Below are 22,692 nucleotides of genomic sequence, written 5' to 3'. Positions count from 1 at the left end.
GGCAGCGCGTCGGGAAGCTTGGAAAACAAAAGGCCGCCCGTGCGGCGGCCTCGGAATACGTTTGGTCATCCGGCCACCCTGTCAGGAGGCCAGCCACCAAGTCATTGCGATGGTCGTAGTGTTTTCCATATGACGGCAGATATCGTCGACACGATCATGCGTCAATCGAATGGTAGAAAGAGTTTGATCAAACGTTTCGCTGCAGAAGTAATGAAAGTCCGCTCAGTCCTGTCAGCCGGCGTTAACGCAGCGCGCAGAGAATGACGGATTTCTGCCCTCTATCCCCAAGTTCTCACATCCGCAGAGAAAACTGAGCGCCTGCAGCGAACGGCAGAAAGGTTCCACTCAACTATTCCAACCAGAGTATCGCCGATGCGTAGGTGAGCAAAACCGCACAGGCCGCGCCGGCGCAGAAAAATGTTGCGCGCATCGCGATTTCCCGGTCGAGTTCTTGCTCAAAGCCTCAAACGAGAAGCCACCCAGCCATTGTCCTCGACGGCATTGAGCCCCATCCGGTGCGGCGATCAATTTTGGAAACTAAGCTCAAACCTTTGAGCGCCCAACTGTGCTACTAGAGCGCTACAAACCTCGGAGATGGTCTGTAAGACACTGAAGCAAAACGATAAAAAGAACACCCTACCGATCCATCATGGGTGCCACGCTTAGGCGCGCGGCGCGGTAAACCTCGGCATGGGTGAGCTTTTGCTCGTGCATGCGGCGGGCTCCGTCTTTGGGTCACGGCCTTCTGCACGGCTTTGCAGGGGTGGCGCAAGCTGTTCTTATGCCGCAGCCGCCCCCGCGCGGGATGTCGCGAAGCGCGGCTGGCCGCGTCATACCGCCGTCGCCGTTTCCGCCAGAATGCCCAAACGCGTGAAAACCCGTTCAAGGTCGCGGTCACCGAAGGGTTTCTGCACCACGGCACAACGGCCCAGCGCTTCGGCGGCGGGCACTTCCGCTTGGCCGGTGGCAAAGATGATGGGCATATCGGGATGCGATGCCCGGACCCGGGTCGCCACCTCTTCGCCTGAGATATCTGGCAGGCCCACGTCGATCAGCAACACGTCGTACGCGCCAGCTTGCAGCCTGTCCAAGGTTTCCTGCCCCGAGGCGGTTTCCGTGACTTCGGTGCCAAGCCCGCTGAGGATATCCGCCAGATCGAGCCGGATCAGCGCGTCGTCTTCGCAAAGCAGCACATGACGGGGCCGGTCGGGCTGCTCTTGCACTGGCTTCTTGGTCGAGGCGACCGAGGCCGAAGACAGCGCATCGCGCACCTTGATCGCCAAAGCGTCTTTGGTGAAGGGTTTGGCAAGGAACTGCACCCCGGCGTCGACCCGGCCATCGCGTACGATCGCATCGCGCGAATAGCCCGAGATGAACAGGATCGGCAGATCGGGCCGCTCGGCCTGAAGGGTTTCAGCCATCTCGCGGCTGCTGAACTCGCCGGGCATGACCACATCCGATATCACAAGGTCGAAGTCCGGTGCTTGCCGCGCTGATTTGAGCGCCGCCGTGGGGTCTTCTGCGGTGCGCACGCTATAGCCCAAGTCTGTCAGCAAGGCGGCGGTGGCGTCGCGCACCTCGGCGTCGTCTTCGACCAGCAGCACGGTCTCACTCCCGCCCGCGATCTCGGAGGGGTCATGCCACTGCAAAGGCTCCGCCGCCGTCTCGGCCCGCGGCAGCAGCAACGCCACCGTCGTGCCCGCGCCGGGGCGGCTGGCGATGGTCACCCGCCCGCCCGATTGCCGCGCGAAGCCATAGACGGTGGACAGGCCCAGCCCGGTGCCCTTCCCCACGGGTTTGGTGGTAAAGAAAGGGTCAAAGACCTTGGCCAGCGTCTCGGCCGGGATGCCCGGCCCGTGGTCGATGATTTTGACCTCAACATAGTCGCCCGCCACCATGTCAGGCTCACCAAAAAGCTCGTCGGGGCCGACGTGCCGGTTTTCGACAGCGATCTTTAGCTTGCCGCGCCCCTCCATCGCGTCGCGCGAATTGATCACGAGGTTCAGCACCGCGTTCTGGGTGCTGGCGGCATCGGCATAGGCGGGCCAGAGGGCCTCGGGCGTGTCGATCTCGACCTCCATCCCCTCGCCCAAGGCGCTGCGCATAATGTCGTCGATATCCCGCAGCAGATCGCGCAGGTCGATCGAGCGGGGTTGCAACGGCTGGCGGCGGCTGAAGGCGAGCAATTGCGAAGAGAGCGAGGCACCGCGCTCCACCGCGCGCATCGCCGCATCGATCCGCACCCGCGCAGGCGAATCTGCGGCGATCTCGCGCGCGGCCATGGTCAGGCTGCCGGTCATCACCTGCAACAGATTGTTGAAGTCATGCGCGATGCCCCCGGCAAGATTGCCCACCGCCTCGACCCGTTGGCTCTGCGCCAATCGGTCATGCAGCTCTTCCAGCTCGCGGTTGCGTTTCTCGACACGCTCTTCCAACGTCGTGTTCAGATCGGCCAGTTGGCGGGAGAGTTCTTTCTGCTCGTGGATGTCGGAGTTCGTGCCGACCCATCGGATCAGCGCGCCATGCTCATCCTTAATCGGTGCGCCCCGAACCAGATGCCAGCAATAGGCCCCATCGGCCCGCCGCAGCCGGAATTCCGTTTGATAGACCGATCCAGTTTCCACCGCATGGGCCCAAGTCGTCAAGGCCTTCGCACGGTCGTCGGGGTGAATGATCGTCGGCCAAGCATCCCCCACCAGACTGCCCGGCTCGGCCCCGGAAAAGGAATAGACCTGATCGCTGATCCAGTCCAAATGTCCATCGGCGGTGGCGGTCCAGACATGAACCGGCATGGTATGCGCCATGGTGCGGAACCGTTTCTCGGCCTCGCGCAGCCGGATTTCCGCAAGCTTATGGGCGGTCACGTCATTGCCTTGGATCATGATGCCGATGGTCTCGCCCCGCACATTGTCGAGCGGTTGGAAAACGAAATCGACGACGACACGCTCCTCCGGGCCATCAGCGCTGCGTTGCAGCCACGCCTCGGCCCCATGCTGGCTTAAAGCCTTGCCGGTCCGATAGACTTCGTCCAGCATTTCGAAAAAGCCCTGTCCCGCGATTTCTGGCAAGGCTTCGCGGATTGGTTTGCCAATTAGCTCGCGTTGGCCGACCAATTGCATATAGGCGGCGTTGACCGTCCGGAAGACGTGGTTCGGCCCCATGAGGGTGACCATGAAGTTCGGCGCCTGTTCAAAGATCATCTTGAAAAGGCTGATGCCGGTATCAAGCTCTAGGTTCTGCTGCGTCACTTCATGTGCACGGCGCATCACGGCGGCATGGGCAGAGCCCGTTCGCTCTTCGCCGGGGGTCTCTGCGATATAGGCTTCGGTCACATCTTGGGTGTGTTGCAGAAGAAATTCCACCTCCCCTTCCGGGCCCAGGATCGGCGTATGGGTCGCACTCCAATAGCGGTCTTCGGTTTTGCCGTCGGCCGTGTCGATCGGATAGGGAATGACAGGCAGGTGATCCGTGGTGCCATCGCGGAACACCCGCTCGAAAGACGCCCGCAACATCCGCCCCGACTCGCTTTCGGGGTCGGAGGGGAACTCTTCGAACAGCACTTTCCCGATAAGCCGTTCCAATTGGCGGTCCGTGACCTGCAGATAGGCGTCATTGGCCCAGACCACCCGAAGCGCACTGTCCAACAACACGAAAGGCGACGGCGCAGCTTGGAGGATTCTTTCAAAGTCGTGGTTCATTTGGGGGGTCTTCTATCCAATGGAATGTGCTGGTCGACAGGCCGAAGGGCGCCGGAACACCCGCAGTTGACAAGGGGTGCCCGCCACGCTGGCGTGGATTTCGAAAGCTGGTCTACATGGTATCCTATCTCGGAACTGTCGGGTTTGGGCAATGGCGCCGCTGCGTTTTAAACGCGTTTCGTGCATAATTAGCGCGCACTCTGCCGAGTGCCAGAAATTCGCGCATATTTTGCATGCCCTTGCACTCCGCGCTGAGTTTGCGATGAATGGGGAGGCAGCGATGGGCCGCCCCGGCTGGCCGCGCAGCCGATCGACCATTGCCCTCTGCCTATTGAACCCCCGCCCTTTGCCAAAGCCATTCAGGACCCCCGCATGACATTCCGTTTCATCCACGCGTCCGACCTGCACATCGGACGCAAATTCGCGAATATTCCGCAAGCGCCCGATGGTAATATCCGGGGGCGTCTGATGGAAGCGCGGCATGGCGCCATTGCCAAACTGGCCCAGGCCGCGCGGGATCACGGGGCGGCGCATGTGCTCTTGGCGGGCGATACATTCGACACCGCGACGCCCTCGGCCAGCGTGCTGCGGCAGGCGCTCACCGCCATGGGCGAGGCGGCGGAGGTGACATGGTGGCTCCTGCCCGGCAACCACGACAACCTGCGCGATGCCGAACCCCTGTGGGAGGTCATCGCCCGCGATGCGCCGCCCAATCTGCGCGCCCTCACCGAAGCCGCCCCGATCGAAATGGCCGAGGGTGTCAGCCTCCTGCCCTGCCCCGTCGCCTTTCGCGCGGGCGCCAGTGACCCAAGCGCCCCGCTGGACCGCATGCACAGCCCCGAGGGCCATCTGCGCATCGGCCTTGCCCATGGCGGGGTCACCGATTTCACCGACAGCGGAGAGGCCATCGCGCCGGACCGGGACCAGCGCGCGCGGCTTGACTACCTCGCCCTTGGCGATTGGCACGGGCGGATGGCCATCTCTGACCGGGTGCACTACTGCGGCACGCCCGAGCAGGATCGGTTCAAACACGGGCGCCGTGGCGTCTGCCTTGCGGTCGAAATCGCAGGCCCCGGCGCGCGGCCCAAGGTCGAAGAGGTCGAGACCGGCAGTTTCCTGTGGTCTGAGGCCGAGGTCACGCTGCACCCCCGGCAAGATGTCGCGGCGGCCTTGCAGGCGCTCTTGCCCGAGGCAGGGCGCAGGGACCACCTCCTGCGCGTCAAGGCGGGGGGCTGGGCAAGCCTTCCCGACCGCGCGGCTCTTGCCCACGCGGCCCAAGCCTGCGCGCCCGATTTCGCCCATTTCGAATTGCTGACCGAGGGGCTGGGCACCCAGTATGAGGCCGCGGACCTTGATGAGATCGACCGCTGCGGCGCGCTGCGTATGGCGGCGGAAACCTTGGTGAGCGAGGCGCAGTCCGAGACCCTTCCTCAATCCGACCGAGACGTGGCCGCCGATGCGCTGGCCCGGCTTCACGCCTATGTGCAGGGGGCCAAAACATGAAAATCCGCGCCATCACCCTCAACAACGTCCGCCGTTTCACCGACCCCGCGCAGGTCACCGGGATCGGCGATGGGATCAATGTCCTGAGCGAGCCAAACGAGCACGGCAAATCCACCCTCTTCGACGCGATACAGGCGCTGTTTTTCAAACCCTTCGGTTCGCGCGACAAAGAGGTCTCGGCCCTGCGCCCCCATGCGGGCGGCGCGCCCGAGGTCACTATCGAGGTCGAGACCGAGGCGGGCCGTTTCGCCCTGCACAAACGCTGGTTTCAAAAGCCCCTCGCCACCGTGCACCGCGAAGGCAAGCTGATCGCGCAGGCGGATGAGGCCGAAGCATGGATCGCGCAGCTTTTGGGCGGCGATGCGGGTGGCCCCTCGGGGTTGATCTGGGTGCGGCAGGGGATGACCGCGCTGACCGGCGGCTCGACCAAGGAAGAGAAACTGGCGCTGGAGGCGCGGCGCGATCTGATGACCTCGGTCGGGGCCGAGGTAGAGGCGATGACCGGGGGGCGGCGCATGGACAAGGCGCTGGCGCAATGCCGCGAGGAGTTGGCCCAATATGCCACCAGCACCGGACGGCCACGCACCGGTGGGCCGTGGAAAGAGGCGCAGGATCAGGTGGAGACGCTGACGGCCACGCGCGATCAATTGGCCGCGACCGCACGCGCGTTGCAAGACGCTTTGGCCGAACGCCAGCGCGCGCGGCGCGCCTTGGCCGAGCTTGAAGCGCCCGAGGTGGTCGCCGAACGGCGCGAAAAACTGGAGGCCGCCCGCGCCGCCCATGCCGCCGCGACCCGCCATGCGGAAGAGATGGAAGCGTTGAGCCGGGCCGTGGAACTGGCCCGTCTCAACGCCGATAATGCCACATCGCGTCTCAACAACTACCGCGCCGGAGAGGCCGAGCAAAAGGCCGCCCGCCGCGCTGAGGCCGCAGCACGCGAAGCGGCGGAGGCGGCCCGCGCCGCCCTGTCAGACCGTCGCGCCACGTTGGAGGCCGCAGAGGCCGCCGCCGCCGAGGCCCGAACGGCGCTCAAAACCGCCGAGGATGACCACCGCCACGCCCTCCGCGCCCGTGCGGCCCGCGACGGCGCTGACCGACGCCAAGCGCTCGAAGCGCGTATCAAAGAGGCCGAAGACGCCCGCCGCCGGATGGAGAGCGCCAGAGCCGCCGCCAAATCCGGCCCGGACGCCGCGGCGCTGCAGCGGTTGGAAAGACTATCCGCCGAACTCTCTGCCAGCCGCGCCGCCCGCGACGCGGCAGCCCCGCAGGTGACAGTCCGCTACGCCCCCGGCCAATCAGGCGCCATCCACGGCGATGACGGCCCCTTGGCCGATGGCGCCCCCCTGCCCCTGCCGCGCCGCACCACCCTGCGGATCGACGGGATCGGCGATTTGGAGATCGAGCCGGGCGCGGACGGCGGCGAGGACGGCTCCGTCGACGCCGCCGCGGCCCGGTTGCAAACCGCCCTCGACGAGATCGGCGCGGCTGATCTGGCGCAGGCCCGCGCCGCCGGTGCTGCGCGTGTCGAGGCCGCCGCGCGGGAGGGAGAGGCGAAAGCTGTGCTGGCCAGCCTCGCCCCCGATGGGATCGACGCGCTGCACCAAGCCCTCGCCGCCATTCCTGCGCCGGAAGAGGTCTCGGGCGCGCCGGATCTCGCGCAGGCCGAAGACGCGCTGCAAACCGCGCAGACCGTACATGAGCGCTGCCGCATCGCGCGTGAGACTGCCGCCGAGGCGCTGGCCGATGCCAAGGCCGATGCGGCGGGCAAAGAGGCGCAGCTTGCCTCGCTAAGCGACCGGCTGCAGCGCGCCGAGGCGCAGCAGGCCAAGCTGGGCGATGTCACAGAAGAAGACCTCGCCGCCCAAACCGTCACCACCGCTGCCGCGCTGGAGGCCGCCCGCCTCGCCCATGCCGAAAAGGCCAAGCACGCGCCGGATGCGGCCAGCCTTCAAGCCGCGCTCACCCGCGCGGAATCGGTCGAGGCGCAGGCCCGAGAAGAGATCGCCCGCCTGCACCCCCTGCTCGCCCGGCTGAGCGAACGCATCACCCGCGCCTCGGGCGACGCGGTGGAGGAACGGCTGGCCGAGACCGAAGACCAATTGCAAGCCGCCGAAGCGGCCCTTGCCCGGATCGCCCATGAGGTCGCGGTGCTGACCCGGCTGCAAGAGGCCTTGCAGGAGGCAAGGAACGAGGCGCGAGAGCGCTATTTCACCCCCATCGTCAAGGAACTGAAACCGCTGCTGCAACTGCTTTGGCCCGATGCGGAACTGACATGGGGCGAGGAATCGCTCCTGCCCCATGCGTTGATCCGTGAGGGCCGGGAAGAGCCGATCGAGGTGCTTTCGGGCGGCACGCAGGAACAGGTGGCCCTGCTGGTGCGGCTAGCCTTCGCGCGGATGCTGGCCCGGGCGGGGCGTATCGCGCCGGTGATCTTGGACGACGCGCTGGTCTTTACCGATGACGACCGGATCGAGCGGATGTTCGACGCGCTGCACCGGCAGGCGGGGGATATGCAAATCATCGTCCTGACCTGCCGCCAACGCGCCTTTCGCGCCCTTGGCGGGCAGGCTTTGCGGCTGCAAGCGGTGGCCCCCTAGCCGCGAATGAACTTTTCCCCCCGTTCCGCGTTAGCCTTCTGACGTATGCGCAGGGCATCTGGGGGGAAGACATTGAACGATATCGCCGCGATCAGACGGCTGTTGGAGGTGCTCGTTCTGATCGCCCTCTTCGTGACTGCCTATTTCGCCAAGGATTTGCTGCTGCCCATCTTATTGGGCTTCCTTCTTGCGCTGACGCTTAGCCCGCTGATCCGCTCTTTTGAAAAGTTCGGCATTTCCCCTCCTTTAGGCGCCGTGCTGCTGATCGGCTGTGTCGGGCTGATCATCTTTGTGCTGGCCGGTCTGTCTGCGGGCACCGTGGCGACTTGGTCTGACGAAATTCCCACCATGGGCAACGAGATACGGCGCAAGCTGCAGGGCTGGGCACAGACGGTCGAGGATGTCCGCTCGGCCACCGAACAGGTTGAACAGATCGGCACCGAGAATGGCAGCGGGAGGCCCGAAGAGGTGGTGGTCAAACAGCCCGGCCTGCTGGACAACGCCATGAACACCGGCGCGCGGATCGGGGGCACCGTGGCTGTGGCCTTGGTCTTGGCGCTGTTCCTGCTGGCCTCGGGCGATCTGTTCTACCTCAAGCTCGTGCAGTCCTTTCAGACCTTCACCGGCAAGAAACGCGCCTTGAAAGCGGTCTATGACGTTGAGCGCCGCGTGTCGCGCTACCTGCTGACCATCACCATCATCAACGCAGGCCTGGGCATTTCGGTGGGGCTCTACCTTTTCGCGCTTGGGCTGCCCGTGCCCTACGTCTGGGGCTTGGCGGCGTTCTTGCTGAACTTCCTGCCCTATATCGGCGGGGTGATCGGCGCGGTGCTGGTGGGGGCCTATGCCATCGCGACCTTCGACAGTGTCGGCTATGCCATCCTCGCCCCGCTTGGCTACCAGATCCTCACCGGGATCGAGGGGCAATTCATCACCCCCTACCTCGTGGGGCGGCGGTTGGAATTGAACACCGTCGCGGTGTTCCTCACCGTGGTCTTCTGGGGCTGGCTTTGGGGGATTGCGGGCGCGCTGGTGGCGGTGCCCTTCCTCGTGGTTTTCAAGGTGATCTGCGAGAACGTGACCGCGCTCAACATGATCGGGCATTTTCTGGATAAATCCGCCCCCGATGTGGCGGCAACCGCGGCGGATGAACCCGCCGCGGAAAAGCCCGGTGGCTAGGGCCGCTTATCCCGCGAGGGACGGCAGCCAAAGCACGATCTGCGGGAAGGCGACCAAGAGGCCGATGGTGACCGCGTCGGCGATGAAGAAGGGCATCACGCCGCGGAACACGTCCTGCACGCTGAGGTCGGGGCGCACGCCCGCGACGACAAAGCAGTTCAGGCCGATGGGCGGGGTGATCAGACAGAACTCCGCCATCTTCACCACCAGAATGCCGAACCAGATCGCGCACATCGGACCCGACATGCCAAAGGCACTGTCGGCGGCCGAGACCATCTCGCCCCCATTGAGCGCCATGACCGCCGGATAGACAACGGGCAGCGTCAGCAGCAGCATCCCGATGGCGTCCATGAACATCCCCAGCACGGCATAGGCCAAGAGGATGCAGATCAGGATCAGCATCGGCGAGGTTTCGAGCGAGGAAATCCAATCGGCGAAAGCGCCCGGCAGATCGGCGAAGCCAAGGAAGCGCACATAGATCAGCACGCCCCAGATGATGGTAAAGATCATCACCGTCAGCTTCGCGGTCTCCAGCAGCGCGTCCTTCAACTCGGCCAGCCGGATGCCGCGGAAGACGGCCATGCAGAAGACGATAAAGGCGCCCACGGCCCCGCCCTCGGTCGGGGTGCCCCAAGCGTCGCCGAAGGGGTTGTAGACGAAGAAGATGATGATCACGACCACGGCGACAATCGGCATCGCAGCGGGGAGCGAGGCGAAACGCTCGCCCCATGTAAAGCCGCGCACCGGCGGGCCGACGCTTTTCCAGATCATCGCGATGCCGATGATCAACACCGCATAGACCACCGCCGAGAAGGCACCCGGGATAAAGCCCGCGAGCAGCAACTTGCCCACGTCCTGCTCAACGATGATCGCGTAGATCACGAGGATCGCCGAGGGCGGGATCAATGAGGCCAGCGTGCCCCCTGCCGCCACGACACCGGCTGCGAATTGCTTGTTATAGCCGATCTTGAGCATTTCGGGGATGGCGATACGGGCAAAGACCGCCGCGGTCGCGACCGACGCGCCTGACACTGCCGCGAAGCCCGCCGTGGCGAAAACGGTCGAGACCGCCAAACCGCCCGGCACCCAGGCGAACCAACGTTTCGCCGCCTCAAAGATCGCCTTGGTCAGGCCCGCGTAATAGGCCAAAAAGCCGATCAGAATGAAGGTCGGGATAAGCGAGAGTGTCTGGCTCGAAACCTTCGAGTGCGGCACTTGGCCTGCGGTCTTGATCGCCACGGTAAGCGCCCAGCCAAGCTGGTCCCACTCCATGCCCTTCTTGGCCCAGAAAATCCAGATCAGGCCGACAAGCCCCGCCATGGCCGCGGCAAAGGCCACCCGCATGCCAAGCACCACCATGACGAGCATACCGCCCGAGACCCAAAGGCCGATTTCAATAGGATCCATCAGTCACGTCCATCCAGTTGTTCGGCCTCGGCCATTGCTTGTTCCGCCGCCGATTGTACCAGCGGCACGGCCACGGGGCGTTCCAGCCCCAGCACCAAGGCCCGGCCATAGCCCCAAATTTGCAGGCAAAGCCGCAGAGAGATCACGACGAAAGCCACCGGCACCACGAGCTTGCTGGGCCAGATCGGCAGGCCGATGTCGATCGAACTGTCGCGGCTCCACATCGGGGCGTTCATGTCAAAGCTGCGGTCGAAATGCGCCCAAGCGCCCCATGTCAGCGCCAGCATCAGCAAAAGGATCAGCACGACCGACAGCAGTTCCGCCGCCCAAAGCGCGCGGCCCTTCAGCTGGCCGATCAGGATGTCCATGCGCACATGGCCGCCCATCCGTTGGGTATAGGCGATGCCCATGATGGCGATGAAAGGCATCGCCGCTTCGATCCAGTCGACATAGCCCGCCAGCGGCGTGGAAAAGAACTTGCGCCCCCCCACGGACCAGACGGCCAGTATCATCAGTGAGAAAACGGCAAGCCCCGAGATCAGGGCAAAGAAGGTTTCCAGCTTCAGCAGGCCCCGGTCGAGGCGGCTGAGGAGGCTGCTGTCCTCCAGCACGGCGGATGATCCGGCCATCGGCTCTCCTTTTCAGAAAGTCTGTTTGTTGCGTTTTGGAAGTCGAAAGGGCCGCGCGGTCAATCCGCACGGCCCTCACAGTCATGCCCGGCTGGGCTTAGTTCGAGGCACGCTCTTTTTCCAGCGTCTCCATCACGAGGTCATAGAGTTCCTGACCCGGGATGCCCTGCGCTTCCATGTTCTCGATCCATGCTTCGCGCGCGGGATCGGCCGCTTTCTCTTTGAACTCGGCGATGACTTCGGGAGAATACTCAACCTTCTCCACGCCTTTTTCTTCGAGAACGGAATCCCATTTCTCCAGGAGTTCCGCATAGTTGGCGAGGTAGTGATCCAGCGCCTCATCGACCGAGCTGTCGAGCGCTTCACGCTCTGCGTCGCTCAGCATCTCATAGGCGTCGATGTTCACCACGACAGGGCAGTTCACGGTGCCGGGGTTGAGGTTCGCGGTCCACCAGTCGGCTTTGTTGATGGTGCCAAAGGACAGATGCGCGTGCTGGGCGAAGGCCACGGTGTCAACGACACCCGATTCCATCGCGTTATAGGCTTCGGTCGCAGTCACGGATGTGGGCACGGCGCCGACAGCTTCAAAGGCTTTGCCCAGACCGCCGGTGGCGCGAACACGCATGCCGTCGAAATCTCCGAGCGTGGTGCGCGGATCGCCGGTGCCGACAAGGTTGTACTGCGGCATGGGCGAGGTCATCAGCATTTTCGCGTTCCACTGCGCCATCTCCTTGGCGACGGCGGGGTGGTCATAGACCGCTTTGGAAACCGCGACTTCCTCTTCAAGGTTGCTCACCCCCAGAAACGGCAGTTCCAGCACGGTGATCGCGCGGTTCTTGTCGGCGTGGTAGCCGGCGCAGAACTGGGCCATCTCGAAAGCACCGATGGAGATACCATCGAGGTTTTCGCGGTTCTTGGACAGGCCGCCGTAGCTGACATTGATGGTGAATTCACCGTCGGTCTTCTCAGAGACCAGTTCGGCAATCTTTTCCACATGTTCGGTGAAGGCGCGGCGCTTGCCCCAGACCGAGGCGTTCCATTCGGTCGCGGCAGCTTCGCTTACAAAAGCGACAGTCAGCGCACAGGCGGCGGCACCGCTCAGCAGATTTTTCATGATGGCTCTCTCCCATAGTTGCCGCCCTTGGGTGGGCGGATTGGCGCACAGGCTACCCCGCGGGGGCTGGCCTGCCAACCCCGTCATGCCGCGCAAATACGACAGCTGCAAGACAGTTGCGCCAAGTTTGACTGGCAAGGCTTTGAAAAACCGCGCCAATCACCGGGCAAGAGCGGAAAATTTACAGAAATCACCCCGATCGGGAAAAACCTTTACAGGCAAGCCCTTGTAATCCAGTTGCTTATTCCCTTCTTTTCACGGGCCGCTATGATCCGGCTGAGGAGGACGCCACGGCCACCGGGTTTGACCCGCGCCCCGTGGTGATGCGAACATCAAGGGAGGAACCACCATGTCCGACGCCACCGCCAAGACCTATCCGCCATCCGCCGACATGGCCGCCCGGGCCCATGTGGACGCGCAGACCTATGACAAGATGTACCAAGCCTCGGTCACCGACACCGACGGGTTCTGGCGCGAACAGGCGCAGCGGATCGACTGGATCAAACCCTTCACCCAAGTGCGCGACGTGAACTTCGACCTCGGGTCGGTCAGCATCAATTGGTTCGCGGATGGCGAATTGAACGTCAGCGCCAATTGCATCGACCGCCATCTTGAGACGCGCGGCGATCAGACCGCGATCATCTGGGAGCCGGACAGCCCCGAAGATGACGCCAAACACATCAGCTACCGTGAGCTGCACAGCGCCACCTGCCGCATGGCCAATGTGCTGCGCGATTTGGGCGTGGGCAAAGGCGACCGCGTGATCATCTATATGCCGATGATCCCCGAAGCGGCCTATGCCATGCTGGCCTGCGCGCGGATCGGGGCGATTCACTCGATCGTTTTCGCAGGCTTCTCGCCCGATGCTTTGGCCGCGCGTGTGAACGGCTGCGAGGCGAAGGTGGTGATCACCGCGGACGAGGCCCCGCGCGGCGGCAAGGCCACACCCCTCAAGGCCAATGCCGACAAGGCGTTGGCGCAATGCGATGCGTCCGTGCAATGCCTTGTGGTGCGCCGCACGGGCGGTGACGTGGCATGGGACGATGCGCGCGACCGTGATTACAACGCACTGATCAAGGATGCCGCCGAGACCTGCGACGCGGAGGCGATGGGCGCCGAAGACCCGCTCTTCATCCTCTACACCTCAGGCTCCACCGGTCAGCCCAAGGGCGTTGTCCATACCACCGGCGGCTATATCACCTATGCGGCGCTGACCCATGAGGTGACGTTCGATTACCACGACGGCGACATCTACTGGTGCACGGCGGATGTGGGCTGGGTCACCGGGCATAGCTATATCGTCTATGGCCCGCTGGCCAATGGCGCCACCACGCTGATGTTCGAAGGCGTGCCCACCTACCCCGATGCCAGCCGTTTCTGGCAGGTCTGCGAAAAGCACAAAGTTACGCAGTTCTACACCGCCCCCACCGCAATCCGCGCGCTGATGGGGCAAGGCAATGACTATGTGACCAAAAGCGATCTGTCGTCGCTGCGCATCCTTGGCACCGTGGGCGAGCCGATCAACCCCGAGGCGTGGAACTGGTATCACGAGGTCGTCGGCCAGAACCGCTGCCCCATTGTCGACACGTGGTGGCAGACCGAGACCGGCGGCCATCTGATGACCCCCCTGCCCGGCGCGCATGACATGAAACCGGGGGCCGCGATGAAACCCTTCTTCGGCGTCAAACCGGTGGTGCTGGACCCAACATCGGGTCAAGAGATCGACGGCAACCCCGCTGAGGGCGTGCTCTGCATCGCCGACAGCTGGCCGGGGCAGATGCGCACCGTCTGGGGCGATCACGAAAGGTTCGAAAAGACCTATTTCGCCGATTACCCGGGCTATTACTTCACCGGCGACGGCTGCAAACGCGATGCCGATGGCGATTATTGGATCACGGGCCGCGTCGACGACGTGATCAACGTCTCGGGCCACCGCATGGGCACGGCCGAGGTGGAAAGCGCCCTTGTCGCGCATGACAAAGTGGCCGAAGCCGCCGTGGTCGGCTACCCGCATGACGTCAAAGGCCAAGGCATCTATTGCTATGTCACCTTGATGAGCGGTGAGGAACCTTCCGAAGAGTTGCGGGCCGAGTTGCGCAATTGGGTCCGGCAAGAGATCGGCCCCATCGCCTCGCCCGATCTGATCCAATGGGCGCCGGGCCTGCCGAAAACACGTTCGGGCAAGATCATGCGCCGCATCCTGCGCAAGATCGCCGAGGATGATTACGGCGCGTTGGGCGACACCTCGACGCTGGCGGACCCCGGCGTGGTGGACGATCTGATCGGCAACCGCATGAACCGCTGACACGCTGCGCGGCGCGGGCGGCTACCTGCCCCCACGCCGCGTTGCATGAGAAAGAGAGACATGGACCAAACCGCCCCCCAAGTGCCGCCCCCCGCCTCCGCTGCGGAATGCGACGCCGCCCTGCCGGATATCCTCGCCGCGCCCAAGGATGGCGCCGTGATCGAAGAACTTTGCTTTCGCCCCGATTACGGGGAGCGGGATTTCCGTGATGAACTGGATCTGACCGTGGCCCAAGGCATCCTTGGCGAACGTTGGACCGAGAAACCTTGGCTAACCCTGCCTGACGGCAGCCCCGATCCGCGGATACAGGTCTCCATCCTGCCCAAACGCGTGATGGACCTCTGCTGGCGCGACCGGGCAAACACGCCGCACCCCGGCGATACGATGATCGTGGACATGGACCTTGGCCATGAGAACCTGCCCGTCGGCACGCGCCTTCAAGCCGGGTCTGCGGTGCTGGAGGTGAGCGATAAGTTCAACACCGGCTGCATCAAATGGCGCGATCGCTATGGCCAAGACAGCCTGCGGTGGATCAACCGAAAGGAAAACCGCCCGCATCGGCTGCGCGGCGTTCTGTGCAAAATCGTGAAGGACGGCACCGTTCGCCGTGGGGACCGGCTGACCAAGCTCTGACGCCTCTCACATAGAAATGGGCCGCCCCCAAGGGACGGCCCGGATCGTCAGTTCAAGCGTTTTCGCGCGGGTTTAGCCTTCGACGCGCTGCAGGTTGATCTCACCCACGCCCACGGCAAAGTTTACGCCGGTCTGGGTGTTCACGCTCAGCGGCTGAAGCGCCAATGTGTTCTCGGAACCACCCGTCATCAGGTTGGCCCCCGCGCCGACACCGACAGTCGCCTCAGCGGAAACGCCTTTGTAGCTGCCGTTCAGCCCGCCTTCGGAATATTCCTGCTCGGTCGGGGCCAGCACTAGCCATGACATCTGGCCGTTCTCGGTCTTGCCGATGTCGACGCCCCAGCGGTTGATCTCGCCCACATAGGTCTCATCTTCGAGACCTTCTTGAATGGGGTTGAAGGTGCAGGTCAGCTCACGGGTGGAGCCGAAAACGAAGCCGGTGCCCTCGCCCACATCGCAAGACAGGGAGCCGATCTCGACGTGGTCGACGGTCTCATTGTCATCGGCCATCGCGGTGGAGCCGAAGGCGGTGGCGCTCAGAAGGGCCGCACCGAGGGTGAGTTTGCTTGCATACATCATCTTTGTCACTTTCCGGCGCGACGAGACGCGCCTTTTCTGCTGTGAACGGCATTCGGGTGCCTTGGACAGACGGCGCAGACCTCCTGCGCCGCCCCTTTCAGACAGCCAGCATCGACACCAATTGGGGCCGATGATGCCTCTCATCGCTGGCCCAACGCCGGGCCTTGGCAGCGGTTCCTCGGCCCAACTGCGGGGGCAAAAATCCGCGCAAGAGGGACGATGTGCAACGCACCGGCACCGCTGGACAAATCAGCAGCTACATGGCACCGCTTGTCGCTATGAGTGATGATCTGATCCCCTTCTCGCCCGACAGCGGCGATGCCCCGGCGCTGCGCCGCGCCTTCGGGCGTTTCGGCACCGGTGTGACCGTGGTGACCGTGAAAACCGCACAAGGGCCCTTGGGGATGACCGCGAATTCTTTCGCTTCGGTCTCGCTCGATCCGCCCTTGGTGCTGTGGTCGCCTGCGATCTCGTCCAAGCGGCACGACAGTTTCACCTCGGCGGCGTCCTTTTGCATTCACGTTTTGGGCGCGGATCAAGAGGATTTGGCCCAGCGTTTCGCAAGCCAAGGCCATGATTTCTCTGGTTTCGATTGGACGGAGGACGCCGCCGGTGTGCCCACTTTCGCAGGCTGCCTCGCCCGGTTTCACTGCGCGACCTATGCCGTGCATCCGGCGGGCGACCATTCGCTGATCTTGGGCCATGTGCAACAGGTCGCTTTGCGCGAGGATGGGGCGGCGGGCTTGATGTTCGACCAAGGCCGTTACGGCCACTTCACCCCCCGCGACGACAGCTAAGAAAAAGGGCGCCCCGCGAGGCGCCCCTTTCAATTAATAGTCCCGCTCGAAGAAGATGCCGATACTGCTATCGCCGTCCGAGCCAAGTGTGCCCTTGGCCGTCAGGCTTTCGGTGATATCGAGGTTGAGCGACACCTCCCCCGTGCCATCCGAGGCCGCCGTCACATCGGTATAGATGTTGTCGGTCAGGTATTTCCCCAGCCTCAGCGCGGTCTCACCATCCTCCGTAGTGGTCACATCCAGATCGTCGAGACCAAAGCCCTCACGCAGGTTGCCGATCACCCCGTCGCCGCCGCGCCCTGCGAGGGTCGCCACTGCACTGGCCAATTGCAGCGCCTGAAAGGCCGAGATTTCCGAGATGTTGCGCCCAAAGAGGAGTTGCGACAGCACCTCGTCCTGCGGCGCGGCGGGGGTGGATTCGAAAGTGACCTCCGGCTCATTCGCCGGGCCGCTCACGATGACACGCACCTCCCCCGCTTCGGTATCGGTCGAAGTGACGAACCGGATATAGGGGATGAAATCGCCCTGAAACTGGATCGACCCTTCGTCGAGCAAGAAGCGTTTGCCCAAGATATCGAGCCGCCCGCGGATCAACTCGAACCGCCCGGCCGAGATGATGCGATTGGTGGTGCCGCTGAGGTTCAGCGCGCCGCCCAGTTCCGCATCCAGCCCGCGGCCCCGGACGTAAATCCGGTTTGGCGCGTTGAGTTGCAGGTCCAGCCCGAACCCGGGGCCGGAGGCATCCTCGGTAGGGTCATCCCCGGCATCCGCCCCCTCCAACCCGGCCTTGCGGCGGGTCGCCAGCACATCGGCGGGCGCGTTGACTTGGGTGATCTGTGGAATGTCGCCAATCGAGGTCAGACCCGTCGCGGGCACCTGAATATTCGTCTCGCCCGCGTTGATCACGCCGGTGATCTGCGCCCCCCCGCTCAACGGCCCGGCAAGCCGCAAATCACCGTTCAACGTGGTGCTATAAAGGCTCGGGTCTGCATAGACGAGGTTGCGCAGGGTGACGCTGATATCTGCAGGCAGCGCCGGTGTCAGGGTGATCGCCCCCGCCACGCGCAGCTCTCCGCCATCGACGGCCTGTCCGGTCACATTGAGCTGCGCCCGGTTGTTGCCAAGTTGGACATCCGCGTCGATCCCCCGCAACGCCACCCGCAGGTTCGGCGCGGTGAAGGTCGCGCCGCTGGTGGTGATGCGCCCGCTGACCGACGACAGCGCCGCCGGTCCGTTGATTTGCAAATCGAACCGCGCTTGCCCCTGCAAATTACGCGGGGCGAGGAAGGGACGCGACAGCCCAAGCGGCGCATTGCCCGCGATATCTAGGTTCAGCGTCCCGTCGGTATTCACCAGCCCTGCCACAGTCGCCTGCGTGCCTGCGGGGCCATTGGCACTGGTGTCGATGCGCCAGGCCTCCCCCTCGCGCCGGGCCGAGCCTGCGACGCTGAGCGGGCCGTTTACCTGTTCCACCAAGGCGCCGATGTCAGGCATGTTCAACTGGAAATCGACCGCCGCATTGGGGCCGGTGACCAAGCCTTCGACCGTCGCCTGCGCGCCGTAGGGGCCGCTGGCGCTGGCATCAAGGATCACGCCGTCATCGGTCTGCCGCGCCACGCCATTGGCGGCGAAAGAGCCGGAGACGCTGGGCACCAACGGGTTCACATTGGGCACCGAGACGTCGAAGCGCATCGAGACCTCACCGGTGACCAGCCCTTCAACCATAGCACTGCTGCCATAGGGACCGTCAGCGCTCACATCCACGGCGATCCCGTCTTCTGTTTGGCGGATGTCCCCCTTGGCCGAGAGTGGGCCGTTCACACCGGGGGCCAACGGGCTGACATCCGGCAAACTCAGGTCAAAACGCAGCGCCATGTCTGGCCCCGTCGCCAAACCTTCGACCGCGACGCGGCTGTCGTAGGGGCCGTTTGCAATGGTATCGACGACAAACCCCTGCTCGGTCTGCTCCAACGTACCGCTGGCCGCGACCCCGCCGTTGATCTGCGGCAGGAGGGGTTGGATATCGGGCAACGAAAGATCAAAGGCCACATCAACGCGCGGCGAGACCAGCCCTTTGACCGAGGCCTGTGCATTCAGTGGGCCGCTGGCATCGGTGTTAATCTCCCAGCCCTGCGGTGTCTGGCGCAGATCGCCCTTGGCCGTGACCGGGCCGGAGATATCCGCATCGGGTACGAAATCCTCGATCCGGGGGATATCGGCGGTGAAGTCGATTTGCGCGTCCTCGCCCGTGGCCAAGCCCGAGACGGTCAACGCTGCGTCATAGGGGCCGTCGGTGACCGCATCGACAACCCAGCCGCGCGGCTCTTGCACCGCTGTCGCCTTGACCGCGATGGGGCCTTCGTATTGCGGCAGCACCAGCCCGACATCAGCGAGTGTGAAGTCCAAGGCCGCGCGGCTGTCTTCGCTGCGCAGCTCAACATCGCCGGTCAGGTCCAGCGCATCGTTCTTTAACTCAAGATCGCGCAGGAAAGTCCCCGTTTCATTGCGTTTCGCCACCATGCTGAGGCTGGTCCGCCCCGCAAGAACCGCATCGGCTTGTTCGATCCCGATCTCAAGGTCATCGGTGCCCCCAGCAATCGCCAGATCGAACATGCCGCCCAAAGGCGTGACCGTGCCGTTCAGCGCCAGCGCCGTGGCACCCGCGATATCGCGACCCACCAGCGCGGAAAAGCGACTGATATCTTGGGCTTCCAGCGTCATCTTCAACTGGGTGAGCAGCCCCGTGTCGACCCCGTCGATCGCGGCTTCGCCGGTCAGGCCATAGTCTTCGCCCGATAGGGTCAGCCCGTTGATTTCAATCGGTTCACCTTCGACAAAGCGGATCTCGGCGCTGCCGGTGATCGCATCGCCGACGGCCTCGGCACTTGCCGGATCGGTCAGCGTCAGCCCCTCGGTGGTAAAGGTCACGTCGCCAAGGAATTGCCCCAGACTGCCAAGGTTCCCTTCGAGAATACCGTCGAGCGCCAGTTGGGTATGCGCGATTTGCAGCGCGCCCGTGTCCAGCCCGGTGATGTCGAAGGCACTGTCGAAACGGTCGCCATCGGCAGCATCGTAATTTACGCGCAGGGTCACAGCCTCGACCCGCGTGCCCTCACCCGAGATCGGCAGAAGGGTCGAGGTGCCATCGGGGTTTTCGATCCGGCCTGAGATGTCGATCAGCGTCGGCCATTTCTCTTGGTTCAACGTGACCTGCCCCTGCAGATCGACGGAGTTCGCGGCAAGGGCAAAGCTGCTGACCTCAACCGCACCGTTGCTTTCCAGCAGCGCATCCAGCGCCAGCCGCACGTCCTCGCCGAAGAAGTCGCGGTAGCGCGGGGCGAGCAGCGCAGTGATGTCGCCGCCGATATCGGCTTGAATGCGGCGGTCCGGTGTATCGCTGGCGCGACGCGGGGCCTGCGTGCCAAGGGTCACCTGCCCGGCCAAACGCTCTTGCCCATCGGTGGCGATGGTCACGTCGGTCGCAAAATCATCCAGCGGCCCTGCGCCTTCGACGGTCATCTGCACCGAAGGCTGCCCCGGCAGGTTCAGCAGTTTCGAGGCGATGCCTTCGGGGTCTTCGGTCAGGTTCAACAACAGGTCCAGCACGTTTTCGGTGCGGTCAAAATCGGCCTGAATGTCGAACTCGCCCCGTTTGCCATCGGTGCGGCGGGCCTGAAAATCGACGATGCCGACCGTATCGGTCAGCCGCGCATTGGCGCTTACCGAAAGCTGCGCCGCCTCGCCCAAGATCGGCTCGCCCAAGTTGATCTCGTCCACCGAGAAATCCGCAATTTCGATGGAGACAGGCAGATCGGGCAAGGAAAAGGGTTTGGCCTCGGCATCGGGCAGATCGACTTCATTGCTGACCGGCAGACGCTCGACATCGAGCCGTCCGGCGGTGAGTTGCTCGACCTCCAGCCGTCCGCGCAGCAGGGCCGAACGGTTCCAATCCAGCACCACGTCATCAAGCGTCAGCCAGATGCCATCGTCATCCGCTATCGTCATCCGATCAAAGGAGGCCTCCGAACTCAGCGCACCTGCGAATCCGTCGATGCTGACGGTGCGGCCCGCGCCGCTCAGCGCGTCTTGAATGGTCCGGGTGAGAAAGCCCTTGTCGTCATCCTGTGCCATCGCCGGTGTGAGGCAGGCCAGATAGAAAAGACTGGCGGTGAGGAACTGCAAAAACTGTCGCATTAAAATGCCTGTCCAATCCCGATATAGACTTGGAAATCTTCATCCACTTCCGGCCCCGATGTGGGCACGGCCACGTCCAGCCGGATCGGCCCGATGCCCGTGGCATAGCGCAGCCCCAGACCTGCGCCCGAGTGCCAAGTGCCTGATCCGTCGTAGAATTCTTCCGACCCGATATAGCCCGCATCGGCAAAGCCCACGACGCCGATCTTCTCGGTCAGGGCCACGCGCGCCTCTGCTGATAGCCCGACAAAGCTGCGCCCGCCCACGGTGTCGCCGCTCGGCAGCTCGACGCCGAGCGTTTGATAGGGCTGCCCGCGCACGCTGCCGCCCCCGCCGGAGTAAAAGAGGTAATCCGCCGGTGCCTCGGACAGGTCCGGCCCGGCGACCGAGCCAAGCTGCCCCCGGAAGGCCAGTGTCACGGGGCGTTCGGACCCGAAGCTGCGGTAGTAGCGCGCATCAAGATAGCTGCGTAGCCCGCTTTCAGACCCCGACAGGGCGACAAAGGGCGTGAAGCTGGCGTCGATGTAATAGCCATCGGTCGCGTCCAACTCATTGTCGCGGTAGTCGAACTCGGCCCCCAGCGGCAGGGTCAGAAGGGTGTATTGGTTGGTGCCGAAGGCATCCTCGGTCTCAGCCACACGCAGGCCGAGACCCGCGGAATAGGTGCGATTCTGGTTGGCAATCCGCTCGATCCCCGCCTCCAGATCCAACTGGCGGGAAAAGTAATTCACCTCGTCCAACTGTTCCAACGTGGCCAGCGCGTAGAAATCGGTGTCTTCGTTAAAGGTCGCCGGGCGTTCGAACCGGGCGGAGAGCGTATAGTCTTCGCCCCCCGAATTGCCGCCGATGCCTTCGATCTCAGCCGAGAGGCGCAGACGTTCGGCCCCGCCCAGCAGATTGCGGTGCAGCCAGAAAGTGCTCAGCGTCAGCCCTTCAAGCGAGGACAGTTCCGCACCAAAGCCAAAGCGCCGCTTGGGCGCTTCGGTCACCTGCGCGGTGATGGGCAGCGTGTCGTTAGGGCCAATGCGATCCGCTTCGATGAGCGCCACAGCGTCGAACGCGCCGGTGCGGCGCAGCCGTTCAGTGGCCAGCTCCAACTCTTCGGGCGAGAAGACCTCCCCCTGTGGCAGCCCTGCGATTTCGATCAGCCGCGCGGTGCGCACGTCTTCGTTGCCGGTCACACTCAGCGCGCCAAAGCGCAGCTTTGGCCCCGGGGCCAGCCGCAGGGCAGCGTCGATCTGGCGTTCGCGGTGTTTGGCCACAAGATCTTGATCTGCCAATGCCGCTTTCGCGTGGCCCACGTCACGCCAACCGCTGACCCCGGCCGAGACGGTTTCCTTCAGCACGCCAAGGCTCGCGGTCTCCCCCGCGGCAAATCCGTCCGGCAACTCGGTGCCCGGGGCTATGGGCGCGATGCGGGTCGCGCCAAAGCGGAACTTCGGCCCCGGGTCTACCGTGATCACGGCCCGGTCGATGCGGCGCGGCGGTTGCACAGGAGGAATCGCGGCGGCATCGACGCCATCCAAGGTGATCTTGAGCGTCGGCCCGAAATACCCGTTGTCGTAAAGCAGCGCCAAAAGCCGCCCGTAATCGGCCTGCGCCGCGGCGACCAATTCCTGCGGCGTGGCAGGCTCGGCATCCTCATCGGTCTGCTCGGCCAACAAGGACCCATCGCGCAGGGTGGCATAGAGGTCCGAATCCGCTGCGATGCCAGTGATGGCCAGTTCCGCAGCCTGTGCCGCAGCCCCCCCGCCAAGAAGTAGTCCAAGAGCGAGACAAAGCGCCGCCCCTTGAGTCTGCCCTTGTTGCGCCACGCGCTACCCTCCTTGCGTTCGTCAGCCCGGTTTTCGCGCCGGTTCTCCTTTGCCCGCCCAAACGGGCCTTATTCTTAGCAACCGTTAAACGGCATTGCCGCCTTGGCTGCAAACACTCTGCCGGGGGAATCGCGCGATGAGAACGGCCTACCCCGCCCCGCGCAGGTGCCACGCGCGGAATCGGCAAGATACCGCGCAGCAAGACTGTAGGCTGACCACGGCCCGAGACGAGGGTAAAAAGGA

General features: G+C 64.0%; 13 protein-coding genes. 6 read left to right on the top strand and 7 right to left on the bottom strand.

The window, feature by feature from the left end:
• Window positions 1-830: 830 nt before the first annotated feature.
• A complete protein-coding gene (locus ACGYK4_RS04230) occupies window positions 831-3,698 on the bottom strand; it encodes a response regulator (protein WP_394455249.1) in 2,868 nt (955 codons plus the stop codon).
• 372 nt (window positions 3,699-4,070) lie between these two features.
• Between ACGYK4_RS04230 and ACGYK4_RS04225 the strand changes: the two genes are divergently transcribed.
• The 3 genes from ACGYK4_RS04225 to ACGYK4_RS04215 all read left to right on the top strand — a co-directional run bounded on the left by ACGYK4_RS04225 (window position 4,071) and on the right by ACGYK4_RS04215 (window position 8,977).
• Entirely contained in the window at window positions 4,071-5,201 is a 1,131-nt protein-coding gene (locus ACGYK4_RS04225; protein ID WP_394455247.1) for an exonuclease SbcCD subunit D, read from the top strand.
• Window positions 5,198-7,798 carry a chromosome segregation protein SMC gene (locus tag ACGYK4_RS04220; RefSeq protein ID WP_394455246.1) on the top strand — a complete coding sequence of 867 codons (2,601 nt, stop codon included), beginning with the start codon at window positions 5,198-5,200 and terminating at the stop codon, window positions 7,796-7,798. The genes ACGYK4_RS04225 and ACGYK4_RS04220 overlap by 4 nt, the downstream gene beginning before the upstream one ends.
• A gap of 72 nt (window positions 7,799-7,870) precedes the next feature.
• Window positions 7,871-8,977, top strand: coding sequence for an AI-2E family transporter (locus ACGYK4_RS04215; RefSeq protein ID WP_394455244.1), 1,107 nt, complete (start codon window positions 7,871-7,873; stop codon window positions 8,975-8,977).
• A gap of 6 nt (window positions 8,978-8,983) precedes the next feature.
• Here ACGYK4_RS04215 and ACGYK4_RS04210 read toward each other — a convergent pair whose 3' ends face one another.
• From ACGYK4_RS04210 to ACGYK4_RS04200, 3 genes are all read right to left on the bottom strand, one after another.
• Window positions 8,984-10,384, bottom strand: a complete 1,401-nt coding sequence (locus ACGYK4_RS04210) for a TRAP transporter large permease (RefSeq protein WP_394455242.1) — start codon at window positions 10,382-10,384, stop codon at window positions 8,984-8,986.
• On the bottom strand, window positions 10,384-11,013 hold the full coding sequence (locus ACGYK4_RS04205) for a TRAP transporter small permease subunit (RefSeq protein WP_394444404.1): 630 nt from the start codon (window positions 11,011-11,013) through the stop codon (window positions 10,384-10,386). The genes ACGYK4_RS04210 and ACGYK4_RS04205 overlap by 1 nt, the downstream gene beginning before the upstream one ends.
• Window positions 11,014-11,110: 97 nt before the next feature.
• On the bottom strand, window positions 11,111-12,127 hold the full coding sequence (locus ACGYK4_RS04200; protein WP_394455241.1) for a C4-dicarboxylate TRAP transporter substrate-binding protein: 1,017 nt from the start codon (window positions 12,125-12,127) through the stop codon (window positions 11,111-11,113).
• A gap of 349 nt (window positions 12,128-12,476) precedes the next feature.
• On the opposite strand from ACGYK4_RS04200, the gene acs reads away from it, so the two are divergent.
• Together acs and ACGYK4_RS04190 are read left to right on the top strand one after the other, a co-directional pair.
• A complete protein-coding gene (gene acs / locus ACGYK4_RS04195) occupies window positions 12,477-14,432 on the top strand; it encodes an acetate--CoA ligase (protein WP_394455240.1) in 1,956 nt (651 codons plus the stop codon).
• Window positions 14,433-14,492: 60 nt separating this feature from the next.
• Complete coding sequence (locus tag ACGYK4_RS04190) at window positions 14,493-15,065, top strand: MOSC domain-containing protein (RefSeq protein WP_394434225.1); 573 nt, start codon at window positions 14,493-14,495, stop codon at window positions 15,063-15,065.
• Between the two features lie 72 nt (window positions 15,066-15,137).
• Here the strand turns inward: ACGYK4_RS04190 and ACGYK4_RS04185 are convergent, their stop codons facing one another.
• Window positions 15,138-15,644, bottom strand: a complete 507-nt coding sequence (locus ACGYK4_RS04185) for a DUF992 domain-containing protein (RefSeq protein WP_209218611.1) — start codon at window positions 15,642-15,644, stop codon at window positions 15,138-15,140.
• 278 nt (window positions 15,645-15,922) lie between these two features.
• Between ACGYK4_RS04185 and ACGYK4_RS04180 the strand changes: the two genes are divergently transcribed.
• Window positions 15,923-16,441 carry a flavin reductase family protein gene (locus ACGYK4_RS04180; protein WP_067260558.1) on the top strand — a complete coding sequence of 173 codons (519 nt, stop codon included), beginning with the start codon at window positions 15,923-15,925 and terminating at the stop codon, window positions 16,439-16,441.
• A 33-nt stretch (window positions 16,442-16,474) separates the two neighbouring features.
• On the opposite strand, the gene ACGYK4_RS04175 is transcribed toward ACGYK4_RS04180, so the two are convergent.
• Together ACGYK4_RS04175 and ACGYK4_RS04170 are read right to left on the bottom strand one after the other, a co-directional pair.
• Window positions 16,475-20,635, bottom strand: coding sequence for a translocation/assembly module TamB domain-containing protein (locus ACGYK4_RS04175; RefSeq protein ID WP_394455239.1), 4,161 nt, complete (start codon window positions 20,633-20,635; stop codon window positions 16,475-16,477).
• A complete protein-coding gene (locus ACGYK4_RS04170) occupies window positions 20,635-22,449 on the bottom strand; it encodes an autotransporter assembly complex family protein (protein ID WP_394455238.1) in 1,815 nt (604 codons plus the stop codon). The genes ACGYK4_RS04175 and ACGYK4_RS04170 overlap by 1 nt, the downstream gene beginning before the upstream one ends.
• Between the last annotated feature and the right edge of the window lie 243 nt (window positions 22,450-22,692).

Source organism: Sulfitobacter sp. 1A13368, from assembly GCF_043557275.1.
GTDB classification, from domain to species: domain Bacteria; phylum Pseudomonadota; class Alphaproteobacteria; order Rhodobacterales; family Rhodobacteraceae; genus Sulfitobacter; species Sulfitobacter faviae.
This window is presented reverse-complemented; position numbering and strand designations above follow the sequence as displayed.